This is a genomic window from Microbacterium sp. LMI13-1-1.1 (assembly GCF_040815625.1).
Taxonomy (GTDB): domain Bacteria; phylum Actinomycetota; class Actinomycetes; order Actinomycetales; family Microbacteriaceae; genus Microbacterium; species Microbacterium forte.
Genome location: NZ_JBFPNL010000006.1, coordinates 211,384 through 230,365, shown reverse-complemented (window position 1 = coordinate 230,365; position 18,982 = coordinate 211,384). Strand labels below are relative to the sequence as shown.

Annotated in this window: 20 protein-coding genes and 1 tRNA gene; 1 reads left to right on the top strand and 20 read right to left on the bottom strand. The window is 67.1% G+C overall.

Features of this window, described 5'->3' with window-relative positions; all coding sequences use genetic code 11:
- Positions 1-35 precede the first annotated feature (35 nt).
- The 13 genes from MRBLMI13_RS14490 to MRBLMI13_RS14430 form a co-directional block, all read right to left on the bottom strand.
- Positions 36-926, bottom strand: a complete 891-nt coding sequence (locus MRBLMI13_RS14490; RefSeq protein ID WP_042539616.1) for a rhodanese-related sulfurtransferase — start codon at positions 924-926, stop codon at positions 36-38.
- A gap of 57 nt (positions 927-983) precedes the next feature.
- Positions 984-1,718 carry a hypothetical protein gene (locus MRBLMI13_RS14485; protein ID WP_367823580.1) on the bottom strand — a complete coding sequence of 245 codons (735 nt, stop codon included), beginning with the start codon at positions 1,716-1,718 and terminating at the stop codon, positions 984-986.
- Positions 1,715-2,443 (bottom strand): hypothetical protein, encoded by a 729-nt coding sequence (locus MRBLMI13_RS14480; RefSeq protein ID WP_042539611.1) that lies wholly within the window; start codon positions 2,441-2,443, stop codon positions 1,715-1,717. The genes MRBLMI13_RS14485 and MRBLMI13_RS14480 overlap by 4 nt, the downstream gene beginning before the upstream one ends.
- Positions 2,440-3,156 carry an ATP-binding cassette domain-containing protein gene (locus tag MRBLMI13_RS14475; RefSeq protein ID WP_309690452.1) on the bottom strand — a complete coding sequence of 239 codons (717 nt, stop codon included), beginning with the start codon at positions 3,154-3,156 and terminating at the stop codon, positions 2,440-2,442. The genes MRBLMI13_RS14480 and MRBLMI13_RS14475 overlap by 4 nt, the downstream gene beginning before the upstream one ends.
- A 2-nt stretch (positions 3,157-3,158) precedes the next feature.
- Entirely contained in the window at positions 3,159-4,814 is a 1,656-nt protein-coding gene (mpaP, locus tag MRBLMI13_RS14470; protein ID WP_367823583.1) for a daptide biosynthesis intramembrane metalloprotease, read from the bottom strand.
- A 28-nt stretch (positions 4,815-4,842) separates the two neighbouring features.
- Positions 4,843-5,670, bottom strand: coding sequence for a daptide-type RiPP biosynthesis methyltransferase (gene mpaM, locus MRBLMI13_RS14465; RefSeq protein ID WP_367825040.1), 828 nt, complete (start codon positions 5,668-5,670; stop codon positions 4,843-4,845).
- Between the two features lie 66 nt (positions 5,671-5,736).
- Entirely contained in the window at positions 5,737-5,856 is a 120-nt protein-coding gene (mpaA3, locus tag MRBLMI13_RS14460; protein WP_309690458.1) for an MpaA3 family daptide-type RiPP, read from the bottom strand.
- Between the two features lie 36 nt (positions 5,857-5,892).
- Positions 5,893-6,018, bottom strand: coding sequence for an MpaA2 family daptide-type RiPP (gene mpaA2, locus MRBLMI13_RS14455; protein ID WP_258184265.1), 126 nt, complete (start codon positions 6,016-6,018; stop codon positions 5,893-5,895).
- Positions 6,019-6,058: 40 nt separating this feature from the next.
- Positions 6,059-6,193 carry an MpaA1 family daptide-type RiPP gene (mpaA1, locus tag MRBLMI13_RS14450; RefSeq protein ID WP_367823587.1) on the bottom strand — a complete coding sequence of 45 codons (135 nt, stop codon included), beginning with the start codon at positions 6,191-6,193 and terminating at the stop codon, positions 6,059-6,061.
- A gap of 1 nt (position 6,194) precedes the next feature.
- Entirely contained in the window at positions 6,195-7,337 is a 1,143-nt protein-coding gene (gene mpaC, locus MRBLMI13_RS14445; protein WP_367823589.1) for a daptide-type RiPP biosynthesis dehydogenase, read from the bottom strand.
- A complete protein-coding gene (gene mpaD, locus MRBLMI13_RS14440) occupies positions 7,327-8,592 on the bottom strand; it encodes a daptide-type RiPP biosynthesis aminotransferase (RefSeq protein WP_367823591.1) in 1,266 nt (421 codons plus the stop codon). Before mpaD ends, mpaC begins: the two co-directional genes overlap by 11 nt.
- On the bottom strand, positions 8,589-9,656 hold the full coding sequence (mpaB, locus tag MRBLMI13_RS14435) for a daptide biosynthesis RiPP recognition protein (protein ID WP_367823593.1): 1,068 nt from the start codon (positions 9,654-9,656) through the stop codon (positions 8,589-8,591). Before mpaB ends, mpaD begins: the two co-directional genes overlap by 4 nt.
- A 143-nt stretch (positions 9,657-9,799) precedes the next feature.
- Positions 9,800-10,678, bottom strand: coding sequence for a hypothetical protein (locus MRBLMI13_RS14430; protein ID WP_367823595.1), 879 nt, complete (start codon positions 10,676-10,678; stop codon positions 9,800-9,802).
- 223 nt (positions 10,679-10,901) lie between these two features.
- On the opposite strand from MRBLMI13_RS14430, the gene MRBLMI13_RS14425 reads away from it, so the two are divergent.
- Positions 10,902-10,986, top strand: a tRNA-Ser gene (locus MRBLMI13_RS14425).
- A gap of 200 nt (positions 10,987-11,186) precedes the next feature.
- Here MRBLMI13_RS14425 and MRBLMI13_RS14420 read toward each other — a convergent pair.
- From MRBLMI13_RS14420 to MRBLMI13_RS14390, 7 genes are all read right to left on the bottom strand, one after another.
- Entirely contained in the window at positions 11,187-11,786 is a 600-nt protein-coding gene (locus MRBLMI13_RS14420) for a GNAT family N-acetyltransferase (RefSeq protein WP_056373735.1), read from the bottom strand.
- Positions 11,787-11,815: 29 nt separating this feature from the next.
- Positions 11,816-12,451 carry a phosphatase PAP2 family protein gene (locus tag MRBLMI13_RS14415; protein WP_367823598.1) on the bottom strand — a complete coding sequence of 212 codons (636 nt, stop codon included), beginning with the start codon at positions 12,449-12,451 and terminating at the stop codon, positions 11,816-11,818.
- 30 nt (positions 12,452-12,481) lie between these two features.
- On the bottom strand, positions 12,482-13,846 hold the full coding sequence (locus tag MRBLMI13_RS14410) for a multidrug effflux MFS transporter (RefSeq protein ID WP_414685974.1): 1,365 nt from the start codon (positions 13,844-13,846) through the stop codon (positions 12,482-12,484).
- Positions 13,847-14,154: 308 nt separating this feature from the next.
- Complete coding sequence (locus MRBLMI13_RS14405) at positions 14,155-15,306, bottom strand: cystathionine gamma-synthase (RefSeq protein WP_079113350.1); 1,152 nt, start codon at positions 15,304-15,306, stop codon at positions 14,155-14,157.
- 55 nt (positions 15,307-15,361) lie between these two features.
- Positions 15,362-16,738: a cystathionine beta-synthase gene (locus MRBLMI13_RS14400; protein ID WP_079113351.1), complete on the bottom strand. Its 1,377-nt coding sequence runs from the start codon at positions 16,736-16,738 to the stop codon at positions 15,362-15,364.
- A gap of 89 nt (positions 16,739-16,827) precedes the next feature.
- Positions 16,828-17,787: a carbohydrate ABC transporter permease gene (locus MRBLMI13_RS14395; protein ID WP_079113352.1), complete on the bottom strand. Its 960-nt coding sequence runs from the start codon at positions 17,785-17,787 to the stop codon at positions 16,828-16,830.
- Complete coding sequence (locus MRBLMI13_RS14390; protein ID WP_367823601.1) at positions 17,784-18,923, bottom strand: carbohydrate ABC transporter permease; 1,140 nt, start codon at positions 18,921-18,923, stop codon at positions 17,784-17,786. Before MRBLMI13_RS14390 ends, MRBLMI13_RS14395 begins: the two co-directional genes overlap by 4 nt.
- Positions 18,924-18,982: the final 59 nt, after the last annotated feature.

Genomic DNA, 18,982 nt, shown 5'->3' with positions numbered 1-18,982 from the left:
CGCGTCGCGGCCCGGCGAGGGCGCACGCGATGAGATCAGGCCGCGTGCAGGTCGCAGCGCACGGTGTCGCACGATTCGCAGACCACGAACTGGGTGCGGCACGCGAGATCGGGGCAGTTCGCCGTGCGCTTGGTCGCCGTGCCGCAGCCGGCGCACTCGCCGATGACGGCCGCGTGATCCGTGAAGTCGACGGATCCGCGCTTGTCGAACACGTAGAGCGAGCCCTCCCACAGGCCGTCGTCGCCGTACTGCTCGCCGTAGCGGACGATGCCGCCTTCGAGCTGGTACACCTCGCCGAATCCGCGCGCGGTCATCAGGCTGGAGAGCACCTCACAGCGGATGCCGCCTGTGCAGTAGGTGACGACCGGCTTGCCCTTGAGGTCGTCGAAAGCGCCGGAGTCGAGCAGCTGCACGAAGTCGCGTGTGGTCTCCGTGTCGGGAACGACGGCTCCCCGGAAGCGGCCGATCTGCGCTTCGAGCGCGTTGCGGCCATCGAAGAAGACGACGTCGTCGCCCCGCTCGCCCACGAGGTCGTGCAGTTCCTCAGGGGTGAGTCGGGTGCCGCCGCCGACGACGCCCTGCTCATCGACGCGCAGCTCGCCCGGCGCTCCGAACGACACGATCTCGTCGCGCACTTTGACGCTCAGCTTGGGAAAGTCGAGACTGCGACCATCGGCGTCGACGCCGGTGCCCTCGCTCCACTTGATGTCCGCGTCCGAGAACGGAGCATAGGACCGGAATGAACGCGCCCATTTCTTGAGCGCCGGCAGGTCACCGCCGAGAGTGCCGTTGACTCCGTCCTTCGAGATCAGGAGCCGTCCACGCAGCCCGAGCGCTTCGCCGAGGTCGCGCTGCCACACCCGGATCGCGTCCGGATCGGCGAGCGGGGTGAAGACATAGAAGAGAACGATCTTGGGTGTTGCCACCCGGCGATTTTACGTCGGCCACCTGACCGCCCGCCCTCGCAGGGCGGCTCGAGACTGCTACTTCACATCTCGGTTCATGAACGACAGCCCCGCAGCGACCAGCGCCCCCAGCACCCAGGCGGCCGTCACCAGCCCAGCCGTCTGGCTGTCGATCCCCTCGTCCGGCAGGATGCCGAGCGCGGAGACATCGAACCGCAAGGCTTCGAGCATCGCGAGGAGAGGGAGGTAGACAGCGCCGGATCTCCAGAAGATCACCACGAGAACCGCCACGCTCATGGACATCGGAGCAACGAACAGCGCGACGAGATGGGCCTGCACGACGATTCCCACCCCCAGCCCCCAGAGTCCGGCCAGTGCGCCGAGACTCAGGGTCGATCCGAGCGAGGACCACTCCAGCGGAAGACCCCCCATGGCCACCGACAGCGCTGCGTGTCCGCCGACGGCTCCACCGAGAGCCACGATCGCTCCGCCGACGGCGGAGGCAGGCACCCTGACGAGAAGAGTCGCCCACCGAGGCTGCAGCATCAGACGCTGAGCGACGACGCCGTCTCGCCTGTCGACGGTGTATCGGAAAGAACCGTAGGCGGCCGCGAGAACTGCTCCATAGGTCGCGAGCACCGCTTCGTACGGCGCCGCGAAAGCGGCTCGGACGTCAGGCGGTGCATCCGCGAGTTCCGGCGGGATGTTCGTCGCCACCGAAAGCGACAGCACGAGCCCTGCCACCGTCACCCAGAACAGCACGACATCGCGCGCGAAGCCGCGGGCGTGAGCTCGGAGGGCCCGGCCGATCACGCGACCTTCCTTCGCCCCATGCCCCATGCTGCGGCGACCAGCACGACAGCCCACGCGAGCGCGAGGCAGAGGGCGGGACCGAACTCGAGCAGTCGGTCCTGGTATCCGGGAACGCCCAGCGCGGCCAGAACCAGCCCGGGCGAGAACTTCGCCAGCTCCGGCGCAGTGCGCAGCAGGGCGAACTCCACGACCATGGGAAGGACGAGGATGATCGCTGCGGTCACGTAGTAGTTCCTGGTGATCCAGCCGATGGCCCCACCGATGGATGCGCCGAGAACCACCCCGACGAGCGCACCCGCGTAGATGCGCCACGCGCTGCCGGTGAGCGCGAGCGTCGATCCGTTCCGAGCCAGGAAGACGGAGACGCCCACCGTCCAGACCACGAAGATGCAGAGCGACAGCGCGACCGCGACGACGGCACCGGCGACGATCTTCCCCGAGAAGGCACGAGCGAACCCGACCCCGGTGAGCGTTCTGTCCATCGAGCCGTAGTAGCACTCGCGGGTGACGCCGTAGGCGCCGACGAACGCCGCGGAGATGGCCGACCAGGCGAGCGGCTCCAGAAGCAGGGCGGTGGCCGTCGCAGGAGCGAGGCCGGCGAGGTCGAAGCGCGAACCGTCCGAGAACAGCACGAAGACGGGCATCAGGACGGCCACCAGGTAGACCGCCAGGATGGACGACCCGCTCACCGAGCGCAGGGCTTCGCTTCGGACGGTGTCCTTCATGCGGATGCTCCTTCAACGAGATCGAAGTACTTGCTCTCGAGCGAGTCGGCGTCGCTCGTCACGAGGTCGCCGAGCCTCCCGGCGAAGAGCGCGCGCCGCTTGATGACGACGACCTCGTCGACGACCTGCTCGAGCTCAGCGAGCTGGTGGCTGGCGATCAGGACGGTGCCGCCGCGTTCCGAATAGCCGCGCAGGAATCTGCGGAGCCAGCGGATGCCGTCGGGATCGAGCCCGTTGGCCGGCTCGTCCAGGATGAGTGTCCGTGGCGAGCCGATGAGGGCAGCAGCCAGCCCGAGTCGCTGGGTCATCCCGGTCGAGAAGGTCTTCACGCGGCGACGGGCATCTGCCGCGAGACCGACCTCCTCGAGCACCTCGTCGACTCGGCCACGAGGCGCCCCGGCCGCGAGCCGGCAGATCTCCAGATGCCGCCTGGCCGTGATGCCGCCCTCGAATCCGAAGCCGTCCATGTGGACGCCGACGTGAGACGCGGGGTTGTCGAGCTCCGAGAACGGCCTGCCGTCGATGAGGCTGTCGCCCATCGTCGGCTTCAGCAGGCCGACGATCGTTCGCAGCGTCGTCGATTTGCCTGCGCCGTTCGGCCCCAGAAGACCCACGATCGACCCGTACGGCACGGCGAACGACAGCTCTTCGACTGCGGCCCGATCTCCGTACTTCTTCGTGAGTCCTCGAACCTCGATCGCGTGGTCGTTCATGCTCATTCCTTTCCCACCTCTCCGCTCTGAAGAGATGACAGTGGCATCTCCACACCGGTCACCCAGAGCGTCTGCCACAGACTTCTCACACCGAGTTCGACTCGCGCCTGCCCGGTCGCAGGCAGGGAGCGGCTCTCCCCGATCACGTCCACCCCGGCGATGATCACTGCGGCGACCGTCGCACCGTCCGCCGTGATCGGGAACAGGGCCTCGAGCGGCACCCTCGTCGGTTCCGGCTCCCGCGACATGACAGTTCCTTCGCCGACCTGCTCATTCGCGAGGATGCCGTTGCTCATCAGGACCACACGCGCACCCTCAGGCACGTCTGTCTCGACTGCCGCTGCTGTATCGCCGGCATGCAGAAGGATCACACGGTCGCCGTGTGCGACGAATCCGAACGTGGCGGTCACCGGCACCGGAATCACGGCCCCGGCGATCACGATGCCCGTTACCAGTGCGGTGACGACGGAACAGAAACGGAGCCGCGCGACACCCGACCGCAGCACGCGACGAAGGGCCTTGCTGAGAAGCACGACGCCGGCGAGCGCGACGACGGCCTCGAGCGCGACGACGAGCACGCCGAGGACCGGTCCACCGCCGGCAAGCGCTCGAGCTATGCGTGCGACGGCGAAGACCACCAGCACGACCGGGGTGACGAGACTCGCGAGACCGAACGGCACACTCCACCACGTGTTCAGGGTCTTGGTCATCCGCTGAGCTCCGAACAGCAGACCGGTCAGGAAGTTCGAGCCGTCGAGGATCGCGCGACCCCGGAGGTTCGGCTCGTCCAGAGCGCTCATGAGCGCGATGTACCCGTCGAACCGCACGAAGGGGATCAGATTCAGGAGAACGATGGCGCCGCAGGAGACGGCGACGAGCAGCACGGCCTGGTGGATCAAGGGGTGGCGAAGCATGAGAGCCGCGAGAAGCGCGATCGCGCCGACGACAGCGTGCACCGCAGGCCCTGCCAGCGCGATCGCGACGCGCTGGCGGCGTTCGGGGAGCCGCCATCCGTCCGTCACGTCCACGAAGAACGCGGGACTCAGGTAGAAGAGCATGAAGCCCGCCCGGCGCGGTCTGCCTCCGAACCTCGTGAGCGAGAGTCCGTGGGCGCCCTCGTGGAGCAAGGTCATGAGCGAGAGCGCTCCGACGAGATACACCAGTGCGATGAGCGGCACCGGCGAGGTGAGGGCGTCCCACAGCTCCTTCGCCTGAGCAGCTGCGGCGAGAAGTCCCAGACAGATCAGCACCGCAGCGGACACCTGCATCGCTCGGCGTGGGAGCGGGACGATCAGTCGGTCCAGACGACCGAAGATGGCGGGTGCGCGAAGCGTCGCGATCTGCAGAGTGAATGGGGGCCGATAGACCAGGCGGCCGGGTGGGAGCTTCTCGCCGCCCTCGAGGAGCCCACAGGTGTCGAAGCGCTGAGCCAGTTGCAGAAAGTGCTCCCACGACTCGGAAGGGGCGAAGCGCCGGTGCAGATCCTGCAGCGGCGTTTCGCCGTTCATCGCTCGCATCAGGTCGACGACCGCTCGAGATACCCTCGATGACGGCACACCGTGGATCATCGCGATCCACGTCCCGTCTTCGGCCGCCTGTTCGAAGTCGACGCCGGAGGCGAGGCGAGGGCGCGCGTCGGCACTGAGCGCGTCTTCCACCGAGTGAGACTGTCGGCGTCGAGGGAGGCTACCGGGAGGCATCGTCATCCCTCGCCCCCGAGTGCCCCGCGAATGTCGTGGTGAGCAGAACGATGTCCTCTCCACCGAGCGTCCGAACGGGAGAGACGGCCGGAACGGCGAACCCCGCGTGAACGAGCTCTCGCGAGAGGATCTCGTGGTCGAGCACTCTCAGGCGGCTCGTGAGAACTGTCACGTCGCCGCCCTCCACCAGGTCGGCGACGCGAACCCAGTTGACGATGCGCGCCGCGCCATCCTCTTCCACCTGCTGAGAGAACACATAGGTCTCCGCGCCGTCAGGACCGGGGACCTCGATCTCGCAGTCTGTCGACACCGAGAAGCTCTCCGCGGAGGCGTTTCCGGCAACCGTGAAGGCGAAGACGCCGTGAGCTGTGAGGTGGCGTCGCACGGTGGCGTAGAGGAGGGACCTCCCCACACGATCGAGCAACGTGATGGAGGTCGCTCCGATGATCACGAGCCCGAACTGCTGCGGCAGCGAGAAGTCGCGCATGTCCGCGACGACGCACTCGAGCATCGCGTGGTCCGGCAGCGTTCGACGCAGACGGGAGAGCATGTCGTCGGAAAGATCGATCGCGGTCACCCGCTTGCCCGATCTGACCAGCGGGACGGTCAACCTTCCGCTCCCCGCCGCCACATCGAGGATCGGTCCTTCGGTTTCTCTCGCGAGCGCGAGCATCTCTCTGATCTCCGCACGGTCGGACCCGACCAGCCGGTCGTAGAAATCAGTACCGGCACCCGAATACAGATCCTGCTCCTTGGGCACCGCTCCGACCGTGCGGAGCCTCGCCACTACGGCTTCAGTAAGAGAACTGGACATTCACGCATCACCTCTCAGCGGGGAAAACGGGGTGCGGGCGCGTCGAACCCACCCGCACCCCTTCGGTCAGGTCGCGATCGCTGCCGCACCGCCGATGATGGCGATGATGTAGCTCGCGTGCTCCCACCATTCGAGTGGTGCATCGATGTGGTCGAGCTCCACGAACTCGAGCGACTCCGTCTGCATCTACTACCTCCTCGGTATGCCTTGCGAAGGCGGTTTCTATGTCAGCGCGATGATCCCGATGATCACGCCGACGGCGAATCCGCGGGTCCAATCAAGGGCGTCATCCGGCGCCTCCATGGCCTCCAGTTCGGTGAACTCGAGGGTCGGCATTGCTGCGTGCATACTCACCTCCCTCCCCTTTCGTCTTGTCTGCTCGACAGGATCACGTCGCTGCGGCAGCGCCGATCCCGATCAGCACGAGCGCACTGATCGCGCCCTGATAGAAGCTCTCCCAACTGGGGGCATCCATTGCCTCCAGCTCTTGGAACTGGACACTCGTGTGCACGCTTTCGTTCATCTCATTCACCTCCTTCGCTCCAGTAGGAATCACGGAGCAGATCGCAGAAGTCGTCCGCGAAGAGCCCCGCGAGCATCGGGTAGCGGTTTCCCCACGCCGTTTCCGCGGCAGCGGAAATGCGATGGATCGTCTGGGCGGTGGGCCGTGGCGGAGTCGGGATCCCCCAGCGGTCGATGAGCGCGGCGATACCCCCTGGCGGGTCGAGGGGCAGTGCCACCCGCCCGGCTACACCCGTCCAGAACTCTTCGAGGCTCTCGCGATCTCCCCACCGGGGGTCTCCCGAGCACACTCGACGCCAGACCGCCGCGATGACCGCAACCGTGGCGACCATCTTGCGAACCTCCAGAGCGAAGGCGACTTCGTTGGCCACATACCAGTGGCGGGCGCTGTAGGGATCCTGCCCTCTCAGCGCCCCGCTGCGCTGGGTCGCCGCGCTCAGACGGGCGAGACGCAGGCGTGAGGCGGCGGCATTCACCTCGCCGGAGGCCGTTTCGAGAAGGGCGCCTCCGATCACGACCGCGTCGCGTCGCCCTCTGGCGCTTCGCCGTGAGCTCGTGGATGCGCCTGCGAGACGGAGGAACGCCTCGAGTGCGCCCTCCCTGACCGAGGCCGGCGTGAGGGTCATCAGATTGCAGGGATCGATGATGGCGTGTCGGGGTCTCAGGGAGCGCCCGACGATGAGCCGATAACCGCTTTCGTGCTTGAGGATGCCGACGCTGTTCGTCTCCGACGAGGTACCGAGCGTCGTGGGCACGGCCACGACGTCCACGGCCGGCGGGGCATCCGGCAGAAAGGTCAACGCCGACCTCGACGCGCGTTCGATGGCGAAGTCGAAGATTCGCCCCGGGGCGAGCGAGAGCGATGCGATCTTGGTGGCATCGAGAATGCTCCCGCCGCCGACGGCCACGATCACGCTCGGGGGCCGACGAGCGATCTCCTCCGCTATCCCGACGACAACTGCGACGGTCATGGAGTGAGCGTCCACCTCGATGGTTCTGGCCGAACGGTCGACGACGCGTGTCGCGACCGACGAATCCGCGATCACGAGGGTCTCGCGATCGGCGGTGAGCCGCGCGGTCGTCTGCCGCGTGATGCCGCGCCCGTGCCAGAGCGTCGGAACCCGACCGGCGAACTCAGAGCTCACGCTGATGCTCCTGCACCTGCGCGACGCCGGCGCGCACAGCCGAATCGATCTCGAGAAGTTCAGTCGTGCTGAACCCGTATGCCGGCATCAGTTCGATGGCGCTGGGGCCGGGCTGCACGAGCACACCGTGCTCCGCGATGGCGGCCACGACACGGAGAACCTCGGCGCCGGTGAGCTGACTCGCATCCTGGTTGCGAAGGGTCAGCCCCACGAAGCAACCGCGTCCTGTCACCTCAGCGACGACCCCGTCGGACTTCAGCCGAGCCGCCAGGTGCCACAGGTCTGCCGCCAGCGCTCGCGTGGTCGACTCCACGTCGATACGGCGCAGCTCTTCGATCACCGCGACGATGGCAGCCGCACACGCCGGCGTCCCCGCCTGCGTCTCGCCATGGACGAAGGTCCAGCCGCCGCGCACGAACTCGGACGCCACGCGAGCGCCCACCAGCAGCGCAGCGGCGCCCGTTGCGCCGTTCGTCAGCGCTTTCGACAGAACGAGCACGTCTGGCGGGGCAGCCCACTCATCTGTGGCGAACATCGTGCCGGTGCGTCCGAAGCCCGTCGCGACCTCGTCCGCGACGATCAGGAACCCGTACTCCTCTCGCAGGTCGAGGATCCGGGATATGAAAGCGTCGGACAACGGGTGCGCGCCGCTGCCCAGGACGGGCTCCACGACCACTGACGCGACCCTGGAGCCTTCCCGCTTCAGCAGCGCCTCCAACTCCTCTCCGTCATCGCTGTGAGACACATGCCGCACCGACCTCCGGTCGAGGGAGTAGACGGCTTGCAGGAGGTCGTCTCCGCTCAGTGCGTGGCTGCCGTACATCGTGCCGTGATAGCTGCCTTTCAGACCCACGACCAGCGACCGCGACGCGGCTCCTTGCTGCGCCCAGTACTGCCGTGCGAGTTTCATCGCGGAGTCGTTCGCTGCCCCGCCCGACGTGCAGAAGATGACACGGCTGTACCGGCTGGGGTCGGCGAGTTCGATCAGCGCTTCGGCCGCGACCTCGGCGTATCGATGCGGTGCGCGGAACAGGGTCAGGTACGAGGCGTCGTGCGTCGCTCTGCTGACGGCGTCAGCGACCGCACGATTTCCGAAACCGAGAGGAACGTTCCACAGTCCGCTCGTCGCGCTGAGGCGTGTGGATCCGTCCGCGAACTCGATGCGATTTCCGGCGGCCCTGACGGCGACCCGTTCTTGCATGAAGGTGGCGTCTGCGGGGAGCATCGACGTCCACAACGCGTGCGGAGCACTCATCGCCCGCTGCCCGAAGCCGTGTGGCGTGACGCGTGGGCCCGTGTGCCGAAATGGATGTTGAGTGCGGTGGCAGCGTCGCGGCACAGGGCGTTCGCGTCAGACTCGGACAAGCCGCACTCCCGCGCCAATCGATCGACCGCGATCTCAGGTGCGCTCGAGGTCTGAGTGGCATCGACGACCTTGGCTGTCATCGGCGACAGCAGCTGCCGACGCATCGTCGTCACGTCGGCGAGCACGAAACCGTCTGAGGTCTCGAGCAGGAACGGATCCGAGGCCGACGGTTCGGCGTCTGCGCGGGCATCATCGACGAACGACCAGCCGAATCCCGAGATCTTCTCGACGCCGTTCGCCAAGCGGAGCATCTTGATGAGGTCCGTCGCGTGCAGATAGCGACCGATCCAGCCGCGGCCGGTCAGGCCCTCGATGAGTGCCTGGCTGGGCACCATGCCTCCTAGCGCCACAGCCCGAGGGAAGCGGGACTCGATCACGGTCGCCAGCTCGTCGACCTCGCCGATGACCTCGCCCTGCAGACCGACGCTGATCCGACCGTCCGAGCCCGCCCTGATCGCGCTCGGAGTCGCGAGTTCGCCCGGTGCCGCAAGTGCGCGGCGGTTCGCGAGCAGCACCCGCGGGTCGATCAATGACGACGGGAAGACTCCCGTGCGACGAGCGAGATCGGCGTCGTCGAGAAACGACTGCCAACCGGTCTCATCGAAGAAGCCCACCGTTGTGGGTCCGATGATCTGCACGAACGCCGCAGCGACGTAGTCCTGGAGCTCGACGCCGCGTTCGCCGAAGAACAGCTCGTCACCGACCTCACTCAACGCACCCGTGAAGCGAAAGGCATGGGCCGGTCCGTCATAGGGGCCGCTCTGCGCGTGCAGCAGAACCGCGTCGTCTTCGCGGGCCACCGCGGCGACTGTCTCCGCTGAGGCGCCGCTCTCGACGAGGAACACCCGCGAGTACTGCTCCTGCTCACCGGTGATCCATTCACGGAGCGCCCGTGCCCCGACGAGCTCCGGTTCGTGGCTCTTCCGCGATGCCTCACTCGTGCTGATGTGCATTTCTCCCCAGAAATGTCGGGATGCCTTTCCGGCATCAGTGCGTCCTCATATGAGGCTATATATCCATCAAATGTGCTGCAATATTTTCCATTCAGGACGAGGAATTGCGAGGTCAGAGCTCGGTTTCCGCCCGCGGAGGCGATTCAGGTGGCGCTCGACGACGACCGTCGCCCCGGGGGGACCCTGGTGCCGAGAAGGCGCCCCACATGGCGGTGAAGCGCGGGGACGAGATGCTCGTGCTCCCCTGCGTCGGCACGGGTCAGCAGTTTCGTCATCACGTACAGCTGCGACACGATGCCGCCTTCCGACTCCAGGTCGCGCCGGAAGCGTCGGGCGATCTGATCGGCGACGTGCGGCACTGCCAGCGAATGACCGAGCAGAAACGCGGCGTCGTAACCGCGCGGCGCGAGGCCCCACGCCTCCCAGTCGGCGATCGCGAACGGATCGCGGTGGATGTTGTTCCAGTGCAGGTCGCCGTGGCTCGGCACCCAATCGTCCGAGTCGATGTGCATCTCGATGCCGAAGAAGACGCTGATCCGCCGGCGCATGATCTCAGGGTCGAGCACCATCCGATCCGTCCTCGCATCCGACAGGGCTTCGAGGTTGCGCTCCAGCTCTCCCCACCACGACTCGTCGAGCGCAGGCGCTCCTGCGAGCACGGCGTCCGTCGCGCACATTCGCCCGGGCAGCAGGGTCATGAGTTCGGCGCGATACACGAGTGGCCCTTCCTCCCACGCCCGCACCTCGAGCAGGCGCGGCTTCGCAACCCCGTCGATCTGCGAGGCGTCCCGATTGCCGGTCCACCAGGAACCACGCGCCCGATCTCTGGCAGACCAGACGACGCGCAGCCAATACCGCCCACCCGCGCGTTCGACCACCGAGCCGATCGACCGATCGCGCCACCCGAAGCGGGCGCGACCGATCGCATTGAGTCCGAGGTCTGCGAGCGACCGGGAGTGAGCAGTGCGCAGTGCCACGCGCAGAGCCGAGCCGGGCGCGGCCGTGGTTTCAACAGTCGTCATCTAGATCCTTCTGGGACAGTAGCGTCCGATCGACGCAGGAGTGATTTCATATGACGACATTGCGTCCACTCCCGAGGCTAAGAAGGGCGTCGGTGCGAGCGCAAGACGAAGACACATCGCATATCGGTTCAACGGAATCCCGCGCGATGGCGGCAGCATCGGCATCCGAGACGCCTGGTCGGGGCCGTCCGCGCGATCGGATAGACTGTTCAGGTTGTTCCCTGGTGACGTGTCCGAGCGGCCGAAGGAGCACGCTTGGAAAGCGTGTGTTGTGCAAGCAACCGCGGGTTCGAATCCCGCCGTCACCGCCGAAAAGCACGAAGGGTCCCCGCGCCAGCGGGGGCCCTTCGTGCTTTTCATCGAGCGCCGGGGACTCGGGGAGGAGCGAGCGCAGCGAGCACCGGAGTCCCGCCGTCACCGGCATCCACCCCGAGATCCACACCCCCGTCAGGCGGAGTTCCTCCCCTCGGGCGGAAGCGCGCACAGCATGCGTCCGCCCATCTGCAGATCAGACGAAGCGCACTCCGAAGCTCTGTCCGCCCGGCTCTGCGGGCAGGGGCTTCATGCCGAGGCGCTCGTAGAAGGCGGCGGCACCGGTGTTGTTCGGGTCCATACCCAGGTGCAGCCCGCGCACTCCGCGGCGGGTCAACTCGGCGAACAGCGTCTCGATGAGCTGTCGTCCCAGTCCCTGCCCCTGCGTCTCGGGCAGCAGGTCGATGTGCAGGTGGGCGGGGTACTCCGCGGCATTGCCGTTGCGTCCGGGCGCTTGCGCGTAGCCGTGCTCGATCATCCGCTCTTCGCGGGTCGTCGGCTCGACGGGCTGCGGATACCGGTCCTGCCGCGTCGGCCACCACTCGTCGCGGAACCAGGTCGCGAAGGCGTCCGTGTCGTCGGTCGCCACGATGTAGCCGATCACCCGCTCGTCGTCGGTCTCGACGACCCAGGCGAGGTCGGGGTGCCTCTCTGCATAGGGCACCGCGAACAGGTCGCCCCAGAGCGAGTCATCGGAGAACAGGCCGGTCGCGTCCGCCCCGGCATCCGCTGTCCTCACGCACACCTCGTAGAGGGCATCGCGGTCGGACGGTCGATACGGACGGATGCGGGACACTGCTGCTCCTCGATGAGTGGGGTGGGCTGTCAGCCTACCGAGGTGACCGCCGGATCGTCTCGGCGCGACCCCGTCACCCACGGCAGCAGCCACGCCCCGAGCACCAGCACGACGCCGGCCCCGACCAGTGCGCCGCCGAGCGTGTCGGTGGCCCAGTGCACCGAGAGCAGGGTGCGCGAGACCGCCATCGCGACGACCCACGCTATGCCGAGAATCGCGGTCCACACCCGCGGGAACACGAGCCACAGCACCATCGCGATCGTCGCTGCGTTCGCCGCATGCCCCGAAGGGAATGAACCGAAGTCGCTCGCTACGATCATGTCCTCCGGACGCGCCCGGCCGAACAGGTGCTTGAGCAGCTGCACCGCACCGGCGCTCACGAGGAACGCCACGGCGGCGAACACGGCCGCCTGCCATCGGCGCGCGATCAGGAGCGCGATGATCACCAGCATCGGCACGAGGAGGATCGCGACCCAGCCGCCGCCGATGTGATCGAGCAGCAATGCGAACGACAGCATCCAGTCGGAGCGCGACGCGCTGATCGTGTCATTCCACCAGGTGTCGAACCCTGGCGGCTCGGTGTACCCGAACACGATCGCCGCTCCGAGGAGCGTCGCCGCGACGAGCATCCCTGTTCCCCACCACAGCAGCGTTCGTGATCTCATCGGACCATTCTGCCGGTCGGAAGCTGAAAATCAGGGAGCCAGCATGCCGACAGTCCGCGGTCGCACGATCAGCCACAGCGAGAGGATGCCGATCGCGGCGCATCCGACCATGACCGATGCCATGCTCGTGGCGGTGATTCCGGTGCCGTGCGAGATCCATCCGACGACCGGCGAGACGAGTCCCGCGACGCCGAAGTTCGTGGCGCCGATGACCGACGCCGCAGTGCCTGCCGCCTTGCCGTGGCGGTCGAGCGCGAGCACCTGCACGTTCGGGAAGGTGAAGCCGCAGGCCGTCATGAAGACGAACAGTGGGATGACCGTGCCCCAGAGGCCGAGCCCGAGCCGGTCGGTCACGATGATCGCGATACCGGCGAGCAGCAGCACCGCTGTGGAGTACGCCATCACCCATTGCGGGCCGAATCGTGCGGCGAGTCGCGAGGCGGTCTGGACGCCGGCGACGACGCCGAGCGAATTGACCGCGAACAGCAGGCCGTACTGCTGCGCATCCAGCCCGTGGGTCTGCTGGAACAGGAACGGCGATGCCGACAGATACGAGAACAGGCCGGAGAAGGTCATGCCGCCGATGATCAGCACGCCGATGAAGACACGGTCGGAGAACACCGAGCGGTAGCGCTGCAGGACGGTCGCGCCGCCCTTCTCCTGGCGACGCGCGATCGGCAGCGTCTCGGGCACGAACACCACGGTCGACACCAGCATCACCACGCCGTAGAGGGCGAGCACGACGAAGATGCCCCGCCACGGCATGAACGTGAGCAGCCATGACCCGATCAGCGGGGCGATCACGGGCGCGACGCCCGAGACCAGAGCGAGGCGCGACAGCATCACGACCAGACGACGACCGCCGAACAGATCGCGCACGATCGCCATCGCGACGACGCCACCTGCGGCGGCTCCCACTCCCATGAGCACGCGGGCGCCGCTGAGCAGGGGAAGGGTCGGGGCGTAGGCGGCGGCGACGCTGGCCAGCACATGGAGCGCGGTCACGATGATCAGCGGAATGCGCCGACCCACCTTGTCGCTGAGCGGGCCCACCACGAGCTGGCCCAGTGCGAACCCGATCATCGTGCCGGTCAGGGTCAACTGGATGGCGGCGGCCGTGGTCTCGAAGTCCTGCTCGAGCACCGGGAAGGCAGGCAGGTACAGGTCGATCGTGAAGGGTCCGAGCGCGGTGAGAGCACCGAGCAGCACGATGTACAGTGCGCGGCGGCCGTTCGAGATCGAGTCGCCGGGGTGCAGCATGATCGGGGCCGTGGCGGGGTTCGACCCGAGGGTGCGGATCGCCCCCGTCGCCGACGGGATGCGGATGCTGCCCGTCGCCGTCCGCTCGGGCGCGGGGGTCGTCGAGATGGAATCAGTGCGTGGAGCGTCGGGCACGACGGTCCTTCCGGAGTTCTAGGGGCGTGTTCGAGGAGGGTGCGCTCGAGGGATGTGTTCGCGTCGCAAGGGCCACCGAATCGGCGAACGCTGTCGAATCGATTCGAATCGGGCGAAGAGTCCATGTTACAGCCCGCCGGCGCACACCCGCATGCCGCGAGGACGGATGGATGCCGAAACGCGCGGTCTCCGCATGCATCCGTCTTCTGAGCAAGCGCCCGCATGGTGATCCGCACCCCGAGACCGCCGACCTCGGCGGACGGCGGACCCGGTGGACAGACCTCCGACCTCCGACCGACGACCTGCGATCAGCGGAGGCGCGCGAGTCCCTGCTCGAGATCGGCGATGAGGTCGTCGACGCCCTCGATGCCCACCGACAGGCGCACCACGTTCTCGGGCACGGCGAGCGCGGTTCCTCTCACCGAGGCGTGGGTCATGTCCGGCGGGTAGCCGATCAGCGACTCGACGCCGCCGAGGGACTCGGCGAGCTGGAAGAGCTCGGTCGACTCGGCGAACGCCTTGGCGGCATCCGCACCCGCCGACAGTCCGAGCGACAGCATCCCGCCGAAGCCGCTCATCTGCCCTGCGGCGATGTCGTGCCCAGGGTGCGAGGCGAGCCCCGGGTAGTACACGGTCGCGAACTCGGGGCGCGCCGTGGCCCACTCGGCGATGGCCTGTGCATTCTCGGAGTGCTGGCGCACCCGCACCGCGAGCGTCTTGATGCCGCGGGTCGTGAGCCAGGCGTCGAGCGGGGCAGAGACCGCGCCCACGGCGAACTGCTGGAACTTGACCTGCTCGAAGAAGCGGTCGTCTCCGAACACCACCGCGCCGCCGAGGACGTCGGAGTGTCCGCCGAGGTACTTCGTGGTGGAGTGCACGACGAGGTCGGCGCCGAGCGAGAGCGGCTGCTGCAGTGCCGGAGAGGCGAAGGTGTTGTCGACGACCGCGATGGCACCGGCGGCGTGCGCGATCTCGGCGACCAGCGCGATGTCGACGATCTTCAGCAGCGGGTTGCTGGGTGTCTCGACCCAGACGATCTTCGTCTCGGGGCGGATCGCCGCGCGCACCGCGTCGACGTCGGACAGTTCGACCGTCGAGAACTCGATCCCCCACGGTGCGAGTACGCGGGCGAACAGGCGGTAGGTGCCGCCGTAGACGTCGTTGCCGAGCACGACATGGTCGCCGGGCTTCAGAATGCCGCGCAGCAGCGCGTCCTCCGCTGCGAGCCCCGAGGCGAACGACAGGGCGTTCGCGCCGCCCTCGAGCGCCGCGAGCTGCGTCTCGAGCGAGGAGCGCGTCGGGTTGCCTGCGCGGTTGTACTCGTAGCCGTCGCGGAACCCGCCGATGCCGTCCTGCACATGGGTGGACGCCTGATAGATCGGCGGGATGATCGACCCCGTGGTCGGGTCGGGTGCCTGACCGGCGTGGATGGCTCGGGTGGCGAAGGCATGCTCTGACATGCTCCTCAGCCTACGTCCGCCCCGGGGAGGGCGGCTGGCCCTGTTACGCCGGGCGTCAGCGCGAGAGGTACGACAGCAGATCCTGCCGGGTGAGGACGGTGTGCGGCTTGCCGTCGAGCGTGACGAGCAGCGCGTCGGCGTCGGCCAGAGCGGCCCTCGCCTGCGCGAGGGGGGCATGGATGCCGAGAAGCGGCAGCCGCTCACCCACGTGCGCTCCCACGGCATCCGCCGGCTTGGCGTCGCCGCGGAACAGCAGGTCGAGCAGACCCTTCTCGTCGACCGTGCCGATGACCTCGCCCATCATCACGGGCGGCTCCGCGCTCAGCACCACCAGCTGCGAGACGTCGTACTCGGTCATCATGCCGATGGCCTCGAGCACGGTGTCGGTCGGGTGCGCGTGCACCAGATCGGGGATCCCCTCCCCCAGCCGGGCGGTGCGGGCGGCCAGCACGTCGGCCACCGTCTCGCCCTCCTCGACCTCGCTGAAGCCGTAGGAGCGCATCCAGCCGTCGTTGAAGATCTTGCTGAGGTAGCCGCGTCCGCCGTCCGGCAGCAGCACCACCATCACGGCATCCGCCGGCAGGTCGCGAGCGACCCGCAGCGCGCCGACCACGGCCATGCCGCTGGAGCCGCCGACGAGGATTCCCTCTTCACGCGCGAGTCGCCGGGTCATCGCGAACGACTCCGCATCGTCGACCGCGACGATCTCATGCGGAACCCTCGGATCGTAGGCGCCGGGCCAGATGTCCTCGCCGACCCCCTCGACCAGATACGGGCGTCCCGTGCCACCGCTGTAGACGCTGCCCACCGGGTCGACTCCCACGATGCGCACGCGATCTTCCGACACCTCACGCAGATAGCGACCGGTGCCCGTGATCGTGCCCCCGGTGCCGACGCCGGCGACGAAGTGCGTGATCAGTCCGTCGGTGTCGCGCCAGATCTCGGGACCGGTGGTCTCGTAGTGGCTGCGGGGTCCGTTCGGATTCTCGTACTGGTTCGGCTTGAACGCCCCGGGGATCTCGCGGGCGAGCCGATCGCTGACGCTGTAGTACGACTCCGGGCTTTCTGCCGCGACCGAGGTCGGCGTCACGACCACCTCGGCACCGTATGCCCGCAGCACGTCGATCTTGTCCTCCCCGACCTTGTCGGGCAGCACGAAGACGCACTTGTATCCGCGCTGCTGGGCGACCAGTGCGAGGCCGACGCCGGTGTTCCCGCTCGTGGGCTCCACGATGGTGCCGCCCGGCTTCAGGTCGCCAGAGGCCTCGGCGGCATCGATGATCCGCGAGGCGATGCGATCCTTCGCGGAGCCGCCGGGGTTGAGGTACTCCAGCTTCACCAACACGGTGCACGCGACGCCCTCGGTGACGTGCTGGAGCTTCACGAGGGGCGTGTCGCCGACGAGATCGACGATGGAGTCTGCGTACTTCATGTTCACAGCGTACGTGCGACGATGCCGCGACCGGGGCTGTGTTGCGCCCGATCGCGGCATCGTGTGCTCGACCTGTCGTACTGAGCCGATCAGCCCTTCGTGGAACCCGCCAGGAGTCCTCGCACGAAGTACCGCTGGAGCGAGAAGAACACGATCAGCGGAACGATGATCGACACGAACGCGCCTGCAGTCAGGAGGTACCAGCCCTCACCGCGGCCGGTGATCTCGGCGAGCACCTTGGTGATCGGCGAGGCGGCACCGTCGGCGAACACCAGGGCGACGAGCAGATCGTTCCAGACCCACAGGAACTGGAAGATCGCCACCGAGGCGATCGCCGGCATCGTGAGCGGCAGCACGATCCGGAAGAAGATCTGGCCACGGGATGCACCGTCGACGCGCGCGGCCTCGATGATCTCGCCCGGGATCTCCGACATGAAGTTGTGCAGCAGGTAGATCGCCAGCGGCAGCGCGAACATGGTGTGGGCGATCCACACCTGCGCATAGCCGCCGGAGGCGTCGAGTCCCTGTGTCACCTGCACACCGAACAGGTTGATTCCCCGCGAGAACGATGACAGCAGCGGAACCAGCGCCATCTGGATCGGCACGATCTGCAGTGCGAACACGAAGATGAACAGCGCGTTGCGTCCCTTGAAGTCGATCCACGAGAACGCGTACGCCGCCATCGCCGCGATCATCAACGGGATGAGCGTGGCAGGGATCGTGATCACGATCGAGTTGAAGAACGACTCCAGGATCGTCAGCTGCGTGGTGCCCGACTGCAGCACCGCCACGTAGTTGTCGATGGTGAACTGCGGGTTGGTGAAGAACGTCCACCACCCGGTGGTCTCGATCGCATCCCTCTCACGGAACGACGAGATGAACAGTCCGAGCGTCGGGATGGTCCACACCACGGCGATGACGATCGATGCGACCGTCGCCCACGGGCGGCTGAGCCGCTTGCGTGCACGGCCTGCCGATGCCTCGAAGCGTCCGGCGGTCGTGATCGCCCTGGTGCTCTGGCCGGTGTCTGAGTTCACGGTGTCGGTCATCGGATCTCCCGCTGCTTCTTGATCTGGCGCGCGTTGTAGATGACGATCGGGAGCACCAGGATGAACAGGATGACGGAGAGCGCAGCACTGCGACCCGCCTCGAACTTGGAGAACTGCGTGTACATCTCGTTCGCCAGCACCGATGTGCCGTAGTTGCCACCGGTCATGGTGCGCACGATGTCGAACACCTTCAGCGAGGCGATCGAGATCGTGGTCAGCACGACGATCAGCGCGGGTCGGATCGACGGGATCGTCACCGAGCGGAAACGCTCCCAGGCGTTCGCGCCGTCGAGCTCGGCCGCTTCGAGGAGCTCGGTGGGCACGCCCTTGATCGAGGCCGAGAGCACGACCATCGCGAAACCGGTCTGCACCCAGATGAGCACGACGATGAGCGCCAGGTTGTTCCACGGGCCGTTGAGCAGGAACTGCTGCGGCTCTCCCCCGAACCAGACGATGATCTGGTTGAGCAGACCGATCTGCTCGAACTCGGGGCCGCGGTAGGCGTACACGAAGCGCCAGATGATGCTCGCGCCGACGAACGAGATCGCCATCGGCATGAAGACCAGCAGCTTGTAGATCTTCTCGCCGCGGGTCTTGTCGATGAAGACCGCGTAGGCCAGACCGACGATGGTCGAGAGCGTCGGAACCAGCAGCACCCAGACGATCGTGTTCACGACCGAGGTCACGCCGTCGGACTGGGTGAAGATCCAGAGGTAGTTCGAGAAGCCGACGAAGTCGCTGCCGGTCGAGTTCCAGAACGATGCGTACACGGTCTGGATCGACGGCAGGATCAGGCCTGCGAGCAGCAGCAGCATGGCCGGAGCCATGAACGCGACGAGCTGGATCAGGTACCCGGCTCCGTCGCGCGACCGATAGTCGAGGAAGAAGAACAGTGCGCCGACGGCGACCGCGACTCCCATCGCCCAGTAATAGGAGTTGAAGAACCACATCACCGCGAACGGGATGAGAAGGCACATCGCGAGGCGGATGCCGGTGTAGAGCGCGCCTTTTCGCGGCGCGATGTCGACGAGAAGCAGGATGACGACGACGACCACCGCGAAGGCGAGGACGACGGCGAGAGCTTGGACGATCGGGGGCAGAGACCCGATCCATTGGAAGAACACAGTCGCGTTCATGGATTCCCCTTCATGAGACGGAGCTGATCAGCAGCCGGCGCGGCGATGCGCGGACTGGG